The following is a 13,350-nucleotide window of genomic DNA, read 5'->3' as shown; positions in this document are numbered from 1 at the left end:
CGGCCTCGTCTGTTATGGACGAGGCCGGGGATACTTATGACGGGCGAGGTCAGACGATCGTGATCGTAACGACGCTGCCCTTTTTCAGCATTGTTCCGGCGGCGGGATCGGTCTGTCGGACGGTTCCGAAGAAACCGCCGAGAATTGCCTCCTCTTGGACGGTGAAACCGGCCGCTTCGAGTGCAGCTCTGGCGTCGTCGCGCTGGCGGCCGACAACGTCGGGTACAGCAACCTTTTCGGGTCCCTTGGAGACCGTGTAGGCGACGGTGTCGCCTCGGTGCAGGACTGTTCCTTCAGCTGTTTGCTGAGAGATGACCTGACCTTGCGCGACCGTATCGGAGAACGCTTCGGTGGGCGCTGCGACGAGGCCGAGCCCCTCGATAGCCTTCTTTGCGGCGTCCGCGCTCATCCCGTTGAGGGATGGAACGGTGAGAGGCTCGCGTCCCTTGGAGAGGACGACGTCGATGGCCTTGTCGTGCGGCACCGAGGTGCCCGACGGCACGGACTGGGAGATGACCTGTCCCTGCGGAATATCCTCGGAGTAGGCATCGGTTATGGCACCGAGGGCCAGGCCTGCATCGGTGAGCGCTTTCTTCGCATCATCCTGGGTCTTGCCGGACACGTCGGGCACGTTCTTCATGTCGACGCCCTTGGAGACGTGGAGCGAAACCTCAGCGCGCTTATGGACAGGCGCACCGCCCTCAGGGTCAGAGCGAGTGACGGATCCGGTTGCTACGTCGTCCGAAAACTCCTCCTCGACGGTGAAGGTAAGCCCCATCGCACCCAGATCAGTCTCAACATCTGCGAGAGGACGACCGTCAGTAGCGGGCATCGTCAGATAGGAACCGGGGCCGTATTCGGTCCACCACCAGGTGCCTCCGATGCCAGCGACGGCGAGGAGGAGGACGACGAGGCTCACCCACAGGGCAGCACGCTTGTACGTTTTCGTCGTGCCCGCCTCCTCGGGCGTTGGGATCGGCGCGGAGGTGTGGACCGTCGTCACGGTTGAGGGTGCAGGAAGCGGCCTCGTGAACTGCGCGGACATCACCTCCGTATTGAGCGCGGTGGTCTCGGAGGCACCGCTGCGGTCGGCGGGGGCGACTTCTGCGCGGCGATTCGCTAGCTCGGCAGGTATGGCAGCGGCCGCGCGCGTTACCAGGTCGATGGCTTCGGAGGCATCGGCGGGACGCGAGGCGGGGTCGCGGGCTGTCAGCGCCGCGACGAGATCGTCGATTTCGCGGGGAATCCAGGGCTGGGAAGCCGACGGCTTGGGGACGTCGTCGGCGACGTGATGGGTGGCGATCTGCAGCGGTGATTCGCCTGCCCACGGCACAGCGCCGGTCAGCATCTCGTACAGCATGATGCCCACGGAGTAGATATCCGAGCGTGCGTCGGCCTCGGCTGTGGTGGCGATTTCCGGCGCGATGTACGCCACTGTTCCGAGCATGTTGCCCGTCGACGACATGGAGACCTCGGACGCTGCGCGTGCCAAGCCGAAGTCGGTGACCTTCGCGGGGCCGTCGGTCGGAACGAGGATGTTCTCTGGCTTAATGTCGCGGTGGATCACGCCGACGCGGTGAGCGGCACGCAGGGCTTCAAGGGTATCGGTCGTATAGCGCAGTGCCTGAGGGATCGTAAAGGCACCCTGTGCGCGCAGCAGTTGGCGCAGGTTCGTTCCGTCGATCAGTTCCATCACGAGGAAGCCCTGGCCGGTGATGACGCCCTGATCGAAGACGGAGACGACACCGGGATGAACGATGCGCGCTGCGGAGCGTGCCTCGCGGCGGAAGCGTGCGACGAAGTCCTGGGAGTCCGCGAGGTGCGGGTGCATGACCTTCAGGGCGACCGGGCGCTCAAGGCGTTCGTCCTGGGCGATGTACACGGTGGCCATGCCGCCACGCGCTAGACGACGCGTGACTCGGTATCGTTCGTCGACCAGAAGCCCAATCAGTGGGTCGGTCTGGTCGAATGTCTGTTCGTCGCTCACTCGGTCGATTCTATGGGAGTTTTCGCGAAATTATCGGAAGTGCCCACCTCGGTGCGGCGCATGAATGGGGTAGTCTTGCGCTCATGACCAGTGTTGATATCACCGTGCGCTCCACCGACGAGGTCTGCCGTCTCCTCGGCATTGAGGAGCGCCGCCTCAAGCAGCTGATCCGCGACCGAGTCCTCATTGAGGCGCGCGACGGCGCGGGCGTGCGCGGCGTGCCCCGAGAGATCATTATCAAGGGAGAGAACGGCTGGGAGCCGCTCCCGTTCCTGCAGGGAACACTCACCCTGCTGGCGGATGACGGGTTTACGTCTGAGGAAGCGCTCGCGTGGCTCTACACCGTTCAGGACGAGCTGGGTGAGCGTCCGATCGACGCGCTGACGTCGGGGCGCCATCACCGGGTGAATCGGATCGCCTCGACGCTGGCCTTCTGATTCGCGTCGGTGGGGCTCACGCTCGCCTGGCGGTGAGGATCGCGCACAGTTCGCGCAGCATGGCGCGGGCACCGTCGTCGAAGGACGAGGCCTCAAGCGCTGCGTGCCCGTCGGCTACCAGGCGCGCAATCTCAGCTTCGTGGGGGGCGCGACCGTTGGCCTCGACGATGCGGGTTGCCGCGCTGAGGCGCTCAGGCGATGCCTCTGCCACCCCCAGAACCTCGGTGAGGGCGGACCGCTCGGCGGGGGAGGAAGCCTCCCAGGTGAGTGCCAGGAGGACGGTGCGCTTTCCTTCGCGCAGATCATCGCCCGCGGGTTTTCCGGTCACCGCGGGGTCTCCGAAGACGCCCAGGTCGTCGTCGCGCAGCTGGAATGCCAGTCCCCAGGGCGTCAGGATCTCTTCGAGGCTGCGAGCGAGTGCCTCGCCGTCGTCGAGCGTGGAAGCACCGCAGATGGCACCCAAAATTGCCGGGTGAACGACCGAGTAATGAGCCGACTTATGGAGTGCGACCTCCAGCGCGTCACTGACGTTGAGCACGTCCGAGCGTTCGGGGTCGAGCGGGGTCTGCTCGGCGGCGATGTCCAGGTATTGGCCGAGCGCAACTTCAGCGTGCATGTCGGCGAAGCGGCGCGCGAACGCGCGCGCTCGTTCTTCGTCAAGCCTCAGCGCCTGCTCGTCTGCGGCGGCGGTCGCTGCGGAGAACAAGAAGTCCCCGACAAGGATCGCAGCGTGAGCTCCGAAGTCCCTCGATGATCCGATCCACGACCTCGATGCATGGTGGTTGGCGAGGCTTCGATGAGGGGTCGGGATGCCGCGACGCTCGTCTGCCTTGTCGATGATGTCATCGTGAACGAGAGCGCTGGCCTGGTAGAGCTCAAGCGCGGCGCCGAGGTGGGGGAGGGACACGTCTTCCAGGGGGGTAGCCGCCCCGAGCGAGTAGCCGATATGCGCCATCAGCGCGCGAAAACGCTTCCCACCGCGCACGGACGCGAGCACGGCCTCGGAAAACTCCTCGGATCGGCACGATGCGCCTGCGCGGACCAGAAGGCGCGCGAGGCTCGAGGCCGTTGCCTCGTCAATGTGCGGACGCAGCGTCGCGAAACTGTCGCTCAGAGTCATGAGGTAACTCTAACTGAGGTTGTGCTCCGAGCGGAGTCCAATGCGGGGCATCCTCACACCTACCGCCAGGAAAACTACGAAGCAAAGCACTAGACTGGCAACGGTATGCCGATTTGCAATCGGCTCTGTTGTGCATGCCCATCAATGAAAGGGACCCGTGTGAGTGCATCTCGCGCTTCGGCAAAGGACTCCGCGACGACTGAGGAAACCACGGAGGTGACGACCCCCGCGAAGAAGACGACGCGCGCCAAGAAGGCCACGGCCCCCGCGGCTAGCGCACCAGCCGAGGAGAAGAAGTCGGCCGCGAAGAAGGCTCCCGCGAAGAAGACGACGAAGAAGGCCGACGCCGTCGAGACCGACAAGCCCGCCGCAAAGAAGGCTCCTGCCAAAAAGGCAGCGAAGAAGGCTGGTGCCGGCGAAGACAAGACCGCGAAGAAGCCTGCGGCCAAGAAGCCGCGCGGTCGCAAGAAGAAGGACGAGGAAATCGTCGAAGAGGTTGTCGTCGAGGAGCTCGGTGACGCTGCCGAGGAGGACTTCGAGCCCACGGGCGACGATCTGGAAGATCCGGATCTCGAGGCAGGCGCCGACGACGAGGATGTGACCGACGCCGAGGAAGAGGCCGAGGAAGAAGACCCGAAGGTCGCTGAGGGTGCGGCGTTGCGCGAGCGTACCAACGCTGGCATCCACGTGAAGGGTGGTTTCGTGGTCTCGGATTCCGACGAGACCGACGAGCCCGTTCAGCAGGTGACGGTCGCCGGCGCAACGGCCGATCCGGTCAAGGACTACCTCAAGCAGATCGGCAAGGTGTCGCTGCTGAACGCGGAGCAGGAAGTTGATCTTGCCCGCCGCATCGAGGCGGGCCTGTACGCCGAGTACAAGCTGAAGAACCAGGCCGACGAAATGACCAGCCGCGAGCGCCGCGAGCTGCATTTCCTTGCGCAGGATGGTCAGCAAGCAAAGAATCACCTCCTCGAGGCAAACCTGCGTCTCGTCGTGTCCCTGGCCAAGCGCTACACGGGCCGTGGCATGCAGTTCCTGGATCTCATCCAGGAGGGCAACCTGGGTCTGATTCGTGCCGTGGAAAAGTTTGACTACACCAAGGGCTACAAGTTCTCGACGTACGCCACCTGGTGGATTCGTCAGGCGATCACCCGAGCGATGGCGGACCAGGCGCGCACGATTCGTATTCCGGTCCACATGGTCGAGGTCATCAACAAGCTGGCCCGTGTTCAGCGCCAGATGCTGCAGGACCTTGGTCGCGAACCCACGCCTGAGGAGCTGGCCAAGGAACTCGACATGACGGCCGAAAAGGTTGTCGAGGTGCAGAAGTACGGCCGCGAGCCGATTTCGCTGCATACGCCTCTGGGTGAGGACGGCGACTCCGAGTTTGGTGACCTGATCGAGGACTCCGAGGCTATCGTCCCGGCGGATGCGGTGTCCTTCACCCTGCTGCAGGAGCAGCTGCACCACGTGCTGGATACGCTCTCCGAGCGTGAGGCGGGCGTCGTGTCGATGCGCTTTGGTCTGGGCGATGGTCAGCCGAAGACCCTCGACGAGATCGGCAAGGTCTACGGCGTGACGCGCGAGCGTATCCGCCAGATCGAGTCCAAGACGATGTCGAAGCTGCGCCATCCGTCGCGTTCGCAGGTGCTGCGCGATTACCTCGACTGACGCGCAAGCGTCATGCATGGGGGCTGGGAACAAACGTTCCTGGCCCCCATGACAATATCGTCACAAAGCTCGTTTGCTCGGGTGGCTCCATCGCACAGCGGGGTCCGATAGGGCAGGATGATGACATGCTTGAGGGTGCGTTGATTCTTGTCGTGACTGTCGTTCTTGTCCTCGCCGTCGCCGGTGGTGTCGTGGCGGTGCTGGCTCTGTCTCGTCGTAGCGCGGACGAGTGGAAGGGTGTCATCAAGCGAGAGAGCGAAGAAATCGCGGACGAGGTGAAGACTCATCATTCGCTTCCCAAGCGCGCCTCGACGTCCCCCGATGGTCCCGTGGTGCCGCGGACAGCTTCCCTGCAGTCTCTCCTTCAAAATGCTGACTCGCGGAGCGCATACTTCGACGCTGACCGCTTGCCGGGCATCGATCGGCTGGAGACGGTCACCGGCCGCGTGAGTGAACGCTTTGATCGCGGCCGTCGGGGCTCCGACGGGGGTCATGCCTCCGCGCAGGAGTCGGCGCAGTCCTAAGGTAGTGATGCCGCACTCAGGTTTTCGGTGAAGAGCGTCCATAGGGGATAATGACCCTATGGACGCTTTTATTTCCACTCTCCAGTCACCGTGGGCGGTCGTTATCGGCCTGCTGGTCGCTGTGCTGATCGGTGTGCTCATCCGCATCGCCGTCAGTTCCAAGCGCCGCTCCACGGACGACGTCAGTATCCCCGTTGAGCCCCAGGTTCCGGCCGAAGCACCCGGCGACGCGCCCGCTTCTGCCCCGCAAGAAGGCGGCGATGAGCCTCGCGCTGGCCCGTCTGATACACCTGTGTCGACCTCCGAGGAACCCTCTGAGGCACCCGCCGCCCCGGCCTCGTCTATCGAACGCCCCGAACCCGTGCGCGGCCGCATGGAGCGCCTGCGTGAACGTCTTGCATCCTCCGGTTCGCTGGGGCGTGCCATCCTCGGTGTTCTCAGCCGAGGACAGCTCAGCGCTGCTGACTGGGAGGAGATCGAGGAATCGCTCCTCATTGCCGACCTCGGCCTCGAAGCAACCGACACGCTGATGGAGGCCCTCAAGCGCCGTGTTGCCGTCGAGTCCGTCACGGACGAGGCGCGCATCCGTGACATTCTGCGCGAGGAGCTCCTCGCTCTCGTTGGTCCCGACATGGATCGCTCCCTCAACCTCGAGCGCCCCGAGGTTGATGGTGCCACCAAGCCTGCCGTTGTCCTCATGGTGGGCGTGAACGGCACGGGAAAGACCACGACCGTCGGCAAGCTGGCTCGAATCCTCGTCGCGGAAGACAAGTCCGTGATCCTCGGTGCTGCTGATACCTTCCGTGCTGCTGCCGCCGATCAGCTTGCCACGTGGGGCGAGCGCGTGGGCGTGGACGTCGTGCGCAGCGATCGCGAGGGGGCTGACCCGGCTTCCGTCGCCTTCGAGGCCGTGCGCGAGGGTGTTGAGCGTGACGTTGACGTTGTCCTCGTCGATACTGCGGGTCGCCTGCAGAACAAGTCCACGCTGATGGACGAGCTCGGCAAGATCAAGCGCGTCATGGCCAAGCAGGCACCGGTTTCCGAGGTCCTCCTCGTCCTCGATGCCACCACCGGTCAGAACGGCATGAAGCAGGCCGAGGTGTTTGCCGAGGCTACCGGCGTGACCGGCATCGTGCTCACGAAGCTCGACGGCTCGGCCAAGGGCGGTATCGTCGTGTCCGTCCAGCGTGCGCTGGGTGTGCCCGTGAAGTTCGTCGGCCTTGGCGAGGGCGCGGACGATCTCGCTCCCTTCGATCCGCAGGGCTTCGTCGACGCGATCGTGGGCTGCGCGCAGGGCTGAACCCTCCACTCATGACGCGCACCTCGGCCCCGGTGAGGAGACTCCCGGGGCCGAGGTGCGCTAACCTGTGCCTAGTACAGCCGCCATCTTGGGAGTAAACACGTGTTTGGAAACCTGTCAGATCGCCTGACCCAGTCCTTCCGCAGCCTGCGCAGCCGCGGCGTCCTGACCGAGTCGGACGTTGATCACGCGATTTCCGACATCCGTCGCGCGCTTATCGACGCCGATGTCGCGCTCCCCGTCGTTCGTCAGTTCACCACGCAGGTGCGTGAAAAGGCCTACGGCGCGGCCCGTTCGAAGGCTCTCAACCCGGGCCAGCAGGTTGTTTCCATCGTCCACGAGGAACTCGTCGAGATCCTCGGTGGCGCGACGCGTGAGCTGACCTTCGCCGAGTCTGGTCCCACGGTCTTCATGCTCGCGGGTCTTCAGGGTGCCGGTAAGACCACGCTGGCGGGCAAGCTCGGCAAGTGGCTGCGTGAGGAAGGTAAGACCGTCCTCCTCGTCGCCTCCGATCTCCAGCGCCCCAACGCTGTCCAGCAGCTGCAGGTCGTTGGCGAGCGCGCCGGCGTCAAGGTGTGGGCGCCCGAGCCCGGCAACGGTGTCGGTGACCCCGTCGAGGTTGCGCGAAGCGGCGTCGAGTTCGCACGCCAGAGCGGCATTAACGTGGTCATCGTCGATACGGCCGGTCGCCTCGGTGTTGACCAGGAGATGATGGACCAGGCGATCGCGATCCGCGATGCTGTGAATCCGCACGAGATCATGTTCGTCCTCGACGCCATGGTCGGTCAGGACGCGGTCTCCACCTCCACGGCTTTCCGTGACGGCGTCGGCTTTACGGGCGTTGTCCTGTCGAAGCTGGATGGCGACGCGCGTGGCGGTGCCGCACTGTCCGTGCGCGGCGTGACGGGTGCGCCGATTCTCTTCGCGTCGACGGGTGAGGGCCTCGACGACTTCGAGCGCTTCCACGCCGACCGTATGGCGGGACGCATCCTCGACATGGGCGACATTCTCACCCTCATCGAGCAGGCCGAAAAGAAGATGGATGCCGAGGAGGCGGAGAAGGTCGCGGCTAAGGCGATGGCCGGCCAGCTGACCCTCGCTGACTTCCTGAGCCAGCTGCAGCAGATCAAGAAGCTGGGCTCCATGAAGAAGATGCTCGGCATGATCCCGGGTGCCGCGCAGATGCGCGAGCAGATCGAAAACTTTGATGAGCGCGAGGTGGATCGCGTCGAGGCCATCGTCCGCTCGATGACCCCCGCCGAGCGTGAGGATGTCTCGATCCTCAACGGTTCGCGTCGTGCGCGTATCGCCCGTGGTTCTGGCACGACGGTCACCGAGGTGAATCAGCTCGTGCAGCGCTTCGAGGCGGCGCGCGAGATGATGGCGCAGATGGGGCAGATGGGCGGCGGCGTGCCCGGCATGGGTGCGCTGCCCGGACGCGGCGGTAAGGCTAAGCAGAAGGCTAACGCCCGTAAGGCGCAGGCTCAGCGTGCGCGCATGAAGAAGAGCGCGCGTTCTGGTAATCCCGCGAAGCGCCGCCAGCAGGAGCTTGAGGCCATGCTGCCTCCGTCGGAGCGCAGCGCGCCCAAGGGTTCGTCCTTCGGCGTCGCCCAGGAGGCTCCCGCTCCGCGTCCGACCATCGACGATCTGCCGGACGACGTCAAGCGCATGCTCGGCCAACTCTGAGCATGGAGTTCTCCGGGCTCGCCCTGTGGGCGGAAAACGAGTCCGAACGCCCACAGTGGGTGCACGGCACGTGGCGTGTCGACGGCGGAGTGATCCGCCGTGTGGGCGACGAGGAAACCGCGCCCTCGGTCGGTTTCATCGTCCCCGGCATGGTCGATACCCACTGTCATATCGGATACTCGGCAACGGGTTCGGTGTCCGAATCCGAGATGGCGGAGCAAGCACGAGCAACGCTTGCGAGCGGCGTGACGGTTGTGCGCGACTGCGGCGTGCCCCTCGACAACTCGCCTGCGGCTCGCGCTACCGGCCTGCATCTGATCCGCTGTGGTCGCCACGTCGCGCGCCCGAAGCGCTACATGCGTGATCTGCCGCTTGACGTTGAGGATCAGCGTGAGCTTCCCGAGGTCCTCACCTCGATGGCGCGAACCTCCGATGGCTGGGTGAAGATCGTCGCCGACTGGATCGATCGCAGCGCCGGAGCCGACTCGGACCTCATGCCCTTGTGGGAACCCTCAGTCCTGAGTGACGCGGTGTGCGCCGTTCACGAGGCCGGAGCGAGGGTCGCCGTACACGCGTTCTCTCATCGTGTCATCGATTCGCTGATCGAGGCCGGTGTTGACGATATCGAACACGGAAGCGGAATCGATGCGGATCAGGCAGCTGAGATTGCCACGCGCGGCATCGCGGTGACGCCCACCCTCCGACAGGTAGAGCTCTTCAAGGACTTTGCCGCGCAGGCGGGGCAGAAGTATCCCGTCTACGCCGCGACGATGCGGGGCATGTACGAGACGCGCCGTGAGCACTTTGAGATGCTCGTGGACGCGGGAGTTCTATTGCTGATGGGAACGGATTCGGGCGGCTACCAGGATCATGGAACTATCGTCGGCGAACTCACGCTCTGGCATCAGTGGGGAGCGCCCGCTCAGTTCACCATCGATGCAGCCACATGGGTGAGTCAACGCTACCTGGGATACCCCGGCCTCGTCGAGGGCGGCCCCGCCGATTTTCTCCTCCTGAATGAGGACCCGAGGATCGATCCCCTCGCGTTGTCGAGGCCCTCTCGCGTCACGCTGGGAGGAAGCACTGCGTGGGAGCGAACCTCCGCCTGAGCGCCCGGCGTGATGGAATTAACCGACTCATGCGACGCCGCGCACGTCCCCGGCTTGGGATATCGATGCGAAATATGGCATAATCGCTAGCTGTACCCGGCGGTTCGTAGACCCTCTCACTGCGCATCGTCGTGTCCCGGTCCAATGCGACCCCTGTGTTTCCCACCTTGGGACGCAACGGTCCACACCAATCTGAAATGGAGAGACCACTCAAGTGGCAGTTCGAATTCGCCTGAAGCGCGTGGGTAAGATCCACGCTGCCCAGTACCGTGTTGTCGTCGTCGATTCGCGCAAGAAGCGTGACGGCCGCGTCATCGAAGAGGTCGGCTACTACGATCCTCAGCCCAACCCGTCGATCATCCGCATCGACTCTGAGCGCGCCCAGTACTGGCTCGGTGTTGGCGCTCAGCCCTCCGACCAGGTCCGCAACCTGCTGGTCCTGACCGGTGACATCGCCAAGTTCAACGGTAAGGCCGACGCGGTTTCCCGCGTGAAGGTCTCCGAGAACGACAAGGCCGCCCAGGCCGAGCAGGCCATCAAGGACGCCGAGGCTGCTGCCGAGAAGTCCAAGGCCGCTGCTTCCGCCAAGAAGGCCGAGGAAGAGGCCGCCGCTGCCGCAGCCGCTGCTGAGGCCGAGGCCGCCGAGAAGGCTTCCGAAGAGGCCGCCGGAGAGGATGCCTGAGCATGCTCGCCGACGCGTTGGAGCACCTGGTCAGCGGCATCGTTGACCACCCCGAAGATGTCGAGGTGACGCCTCGTTCCATGCGACGTGGCCAGCTTCTCGAGGTTCGCGTGAACCCCGAGGATCTCGGGCGCGTCATCGGACGCGGCGGTCGGACGGCTCGCGCGCTGCGCACCGTCATGGGTGCGCTGTCCACGCGTGGCACTGTCCGCGTTGACGTCGTCGACACGGATCGCGAGTAAGACTCGCACACGTCACGGAGGGGTCCGGCACTGCCGGGCCCCTTCGTTGTATCCTTCGGGGGAGTCCCCGTTCATCGTGAGGAGAACATATGCAGCTTACCGCCGCTATTGTCGGCCCCGCCCATGGCCTGCGTGGAGAGGTTATCGTGGACGTGCGCAGTGATGACCCCGAGGTCCTGGCACCCGGTGCCCGGTTGGATGTTGCGGGGGAGAAGCGCCACCTCACGGTGAGGAGCGTTCGTGTCCACAAGGAGCGCGTGCTCGCCTCGTTTGAGGAATGCAATTCCCGTGAGGAGGCCGAGGCCCTGCGTGGCGCGCGCCTGCTCGTCGATGCTCATCCGGAGGAGGATGCGTGGTATCCGCATGAGCTCAAGGGGCTTGAGGCGCGCACTCCGTCCGGAGATGTCCTCGGGACAGTGAGTGGGTTGACGCCCGGTGCCGCGCAGGATCTCCTCCTCGTGGCCACGGAGCGTGGAACCGTTATGGTGCCTTTCGTGACGGCCCTCGTCCCGACTGTCGACGTTGAGGGGGGCGTTGTCATCATCGACGCCCCTCCGGGGCTATTTGATGATGATGCTGTGTCGGAGCGCGAAGGTTGCTGAGCTCGTGCGTTTCGATCTCATCTCTATCTTTCCCGACTACTTCGCGCCTCTCCGACTGTCCTTGATGGGCAAAGCGGAAGAGACGGGTCTTGTGGACCTGCAGGCGCATGACTTGCGCGACTGGGCCACGGGCAAGCATCGCAGCGTCGACGATACCCCGTACGGTGGCGGCGCCGGCATGGTGATGCGCGCGGACGTGTGGGCCCGCGCCTTGGACGAGGTGCTCTCCGTTCCGCTTCCGGAGCGTCGCGACGAAGGGGCCCCGGCCTCGCCGAGGCGTGTCCTCGCGATCCCAACGCCTTCGGGCACGCCGCTCACGCAGGCCCGAGTGGAGGACCTCGCGCACGCCGACCAGATCATCGTCGCCTGCGGACGCTACGAGGGCATCGATGCGCGCGTCGCTGAGCATTACCGAGGCGCGGGGGTTGAGGTTGTCGAGTTTTCCATTGGTGACTACGTCCTCAACGGCGGTGAGGTTGCGGCAATGGTCCTGACCGAGGCGGTTGCGCGTCTCCTCGACGGCTTTATGGGCAACCCGGAGTCGCTTGTCGAAGAGTCGCACTCGGGAGCGGGGTTGCTCGAGTATCCCGTGTACACGAAGCCGCGCGACTTTCGTTCCCTCGAGATTCCGGAAGTTCTCCTCGGTGGCAACCACGCCGCGATCGAACGCTGGCGTCGTGACCGCGCGATAGAGAAAACCGCGCGGATTCGGCCCGATCTCGCGCTGTCGTTGGATGCCTCGTCGCTGACGGGTGAGGATCGCGCGGCACTCGCGTCCTGCGGCGTCGCCTACACCCGTGACGGAACGGCGCATCGCGTTCAGGTGCGCCTCGCAAGGCCCGACGATGCCGCCGCTGTCAGCGAGCTTGCTGCGCGTACCTTCCCGGATGCGTGCCCTTCCTCCCTCCCGGCTGAAGCGATTGAGGAACACATCGCGACGCAGCTGTCGCCGACCGTCTTTGCGGCTGTCATCTCCTCGCCCGATGAGCATCGGCTTTTTGTTGCGGAGGTCGAGGGCGCGCTCGTCGGTTATGTGCTGACCCACGTTGGTGCCCACGCGCTGCCCGGTGATCTTGTGCGCCCCGGGCGCGTCGAGGAAGGCAGTGCCTACCTGTCCAAGTGCTACGTGGGCGAGGAGTGGCGGGGGAGCGGTATCGCCGATGCGCTGATCGAACGAGCCGTCGCCGACGCAGGCGAGGCAGGGCACATGTCCATCGTCCTGGGCACTAACCGTGGCAACAAGTCCGCACAGGCCTTCTACAAACGCCATAGTTTCCGCAAACGCTCGAGCCGTACGTTTGATGTGGGAGGCGTTCGCAACTACGACGTCGTCATGGTGCGTGATCTCACCGCATAATGCGGCGGCGCACTGGCAGATCTGCTCGAGGCTGTGGGATAATAGCGGGGATTGTGCGCGGTTCATCCTGCCGCAGGGGGACACCGAGGCGCACGATCACACGTCAGATGAGCGGGCAAGACCCGCCCAACCAGGCGCTTCCGACCTGCGGCAGATGCGTCAAGGAGAAGAAATGCAGAAGCTGGACGCCGTTGATGCGGCATCGCTGCGCGATGACATCCCCTCGTTCCGAGCCGGTGACACCCTCAAGGTGCACGTCAAGGTTATCGAAGGCAACCGCTCTCGTATCCAGGTCTTCCAGGGCGTCGTGATCGCGCGTCGCGGCCACGGTGTGTCCTCCACGTTCACCATCCGCAAGGTTTCCTTCGGTGTTGGCGTTGAGCGTACCTTCCCTGTTCACGCCCCGACGATCGACCACATCGAGGTCGTCACCAAGGGCGACGTGCGCCGCGCCAAGCTCTACTACCTGCGTGAGCGTCACGGCAAGGCCGCGAAGATCAAGGAGCACCGTTCCGGCAAGGCCGAGTGAGGCCGGCCGGGCACAAGCCTTGGCATTTTTCACGGAAAGGCCCGACACCGCGCGCCGGTGTCGGGCCTCGCCGTATCCTGGGATAGTTGACGTAACGACAAGGA

13 protein-coding genes are annotated in these 13,350 nt (G+C 64.6%); 11 read left to right on the top strand and 2 right to left on the bottom strand.

The window, feature by feature from the left end; all coding sequences use genetic code 11:
- Positions 1–49 precede the first annotated feature (49 nt).
- On the bottom strand, positions 50–1,987 hold the full coding sequence (pknB, locus tag O3656_RS00320; protein WP_500062093.1) for a Stk1 family PASTA domain-containing Ser/Thr kinase: 1,938 nt from the start codon (positions 1,985–1,987) through the stop codon (positions 50–52).
- Positions 1,988–2,070: 83 nt separating this feature from the next.
- Here pknB and O3656_RS00315 point away from each other — a divergent pair, with 83 nt between their 5' ends.
- Positions 2,071–2,424, top strand: coding sequence for an Rv2175c family DNA-binding protein (locus O3656_RS00315; protein WP_500062092.1), 354 nt, complete (start codon positions 2,071–2,073; stop codon positions 2,422–2,424).
- Positions 2,425–2,440: 16 nt separating this feature from the next.
- Here O3656_RS00315 and O3656_RS00310 read toward each other — a convergent pair whose 3' ends face one another.
- Positions 2,441–3,544, bottom strand: a complete 1,104-nt coding sequence (locus tag O3656_RS00310; RefSeq protein WP_500062091.1) for a polyprenyl synthetase family protein — start codon at positions 3,542–3,544, stop codon at positions 2,441–2,443.
- Positions 3,545–3,688: 144 nt separating this feature from the next.
- Here O3656_RS00310 and O3656_RS00305 point away from each other — a divergent pair, with 144 nt between their 5' ends.
- From O3656_RS00305 to rplS, 10 genes are all read left to right on the top strand, one after another.
- Positions 3,689–5,215 (top strand): RNA polymerase sigma factor, encoded by a 1,527-nt coding sequence (locus O3656_RS00305; RefSeq protein WP_500062090.1) that lies wholly within the window; start codon positions 3,689–3,691, stop codon positions 5,213–5,215.
- Between the two features lie 125 nt (positions 5,216–5,340).
- On the top strand, positions 5,341–5,739 hold the full coding sequence (locus tag O3656_RS00300) for an ABC transporter (protein ID WP_500062089.1): 399 nt from the start codon (positions 5,341–5,343) through the stop codon (positions 5,737–5,739).
- 58 nt (positions 5,740–5,797) lie between these two features.
- The gene (ftsY, locus tag O3656_RS00295; RefSeq protein ID WP_500062088.1) at positions 5,798–7,039 is read left to right on the top strand and encodes a signal recognition particle-docking protein FtsY; all 1,242 of its coding nucleotides are present in this window, start codon (positions 5,798–5,800) and stop codon (positions 7,037–7,039) included.
- A gap of 102 nt (positions 7,040–7,141) precedes the next feature.
- A complete protein-coding gene (ffh, locus tag O3656_RS00290; RefSeq protein WP_048676307.1) occupies positions 7,142–8,725 on the top strand; it encodes a signal recognition particle protein in 1,584 nt (527 codons plus the stop codon).
- Positions 8,726–8,727: 2 nt separating this feature from the next.
- Entirely contained in the window at positions 8,728–9,834 is a 1,107-nt protein-coding gene (locus tag O3656_RS00285; RefSeq protein ID WP_500062087.1) for an amidohydrolase family protein, read from the top strand.
- A 214-nt stretch (positions 9,835–10,048) separates the two neighbouring features.
- Complete coding sequence (rpsP, locus tag O3656_RS00280; protein ID WP_500062086.1) at positions 10,049–10,516, top strand: 30S ribosomal protein S16; 468 nt, start codon at positions 10,049–10,051, stop codon at positions 10,514–10,516.
- Positions 10,517–10,518: 2 nt separating this feature from the next.
- Positions 10,519–10,758: an RNA-binding protein gene (locus O3656_RS00275; protein ID WP_003792828.1), complete on the top strand. Its 240-nt coding sequence runs from the start codon at positions 10,519–10,521 to the stop codon at positions 10,756–10,758.
- Positions 10,759–10,847: 89 nt separating this feature from the next.
- Positions 10,848–11,360 (top strand): ribosome maturation factor RimM, encoded by a 513-nt coding sequence (rimM, locus tag O3656_RS00270; protein ID WP_500062085.1) that lies wholly within the window; start codon positions 10,848–10,850, stop codon positions 11,358–11,360.
- 4 nt (positions 11,361–11,364) lie between these two features.
- Positions 11,365–12,717 carry a tRNA (guanosine(37)-N1)-methyltransferase TrmD gene (trmD, locus tag O3656_RS00265; RefSeq protein ID WP_500062084.1) on the top strand — a complete coding sequence of 451 codons (1,353 nt, stop codon included), beginning with the start codon at positions 11,365–11,367 and terminating at the stop codon, positions 12,715–12,717.
- A 172-nt stretch (positions 12,718–12,889) separates the two neighbouring features.
- Positions 12,890–13,246: a 50S ribosomal protein L19 gene (rplS, locus tag O3656_RS00260; protein ID WP_007588732.1), complete on the top strand. Its 357-nt coding sequence runs from the start codon at positions 12,890–12,892 to the stop codon at positions 13,244–13,246.
- The last annotated feature ends 104 nt before the right edge of the window (positions 13,247–13,350 follow it).

This window comes from Pauljensenia sp. 27098_8_83 (assembly GCF_041432695.1).
GTDB lineage: Bacteria > Actinomycetota > Actinomycetes > Actinomycetales > Actinomycetaceae > Pauljensenia.
The sequence above is the reverse complement of the archived record's forward strand: the minus strand, read 5'-3'. Positions and strand labels throughout refer to the sequence as shown.

Bases quoted from the DNA above. Each gene is read 5' to 3' on its own strand.
- O3656_RS00305 (WP_500062090.1), top strand. From the start codon at position 3,689: ATGAAAGGGACCCGTGTGAGTGCATCTCGCGCTTCGGCAAAGGACTCC.
- ftsY (WP_500062088.1), top strand. From the start codon at position 5,798: ATGGACGCTTTTATTTCCACTCTCCAGTCACCGTGGGCGGTCGTTATC.
- O3656_RS00310 (WP_500062091.1), bottom strand. From the start codon at position 3,544: ATGACTCTGAGCGACAGTTTCGCGACGCTGCGTCCGCACATTGACGAG.
- rimM (WP_500062085.1), top strand. From the start codon at position 10,848: ATGCAGCTTACCGCCGCTATTGTCGGCCCCGCCCATGGCCTGCGTGGA.
- O3656_RS00315 (WP_500062092.1), top strand. From the start codon at position 2,071: ATGACCAGTGTTGATATCACCGTGCGCTCCACCGACGAGGTCTGCCGT.
- rplS (WP_007588732.1), top strand. From the start codon at position 12,890: ATGCAGAAGCTGGACGCCGTTGATGCGGCATCGCTGCGCGATGACATC.
- O3656_RS00275 (WP_003792828.1), top strand. From the start codon at position 10,519: ATGCTCGCCGACGCGTTGGAGCACCTGGTCAGCGGCATCGTTGACCAC.
- O3656_RS00285 (WP_500062087.1), top strand. From the start codon at position 8,728: ATGGAGTTCTCCGGGCTCGCCCTGTGGGCGGAAAACGAGTCCGAACGC.
- O3656_RS00300 (WP_500062089.1), top strand. From the start codon at position 5,341: ATGCTTGAGGGTGCGTTGATTCTTGTCGTGACTGTCGTTCTTGTCCTC.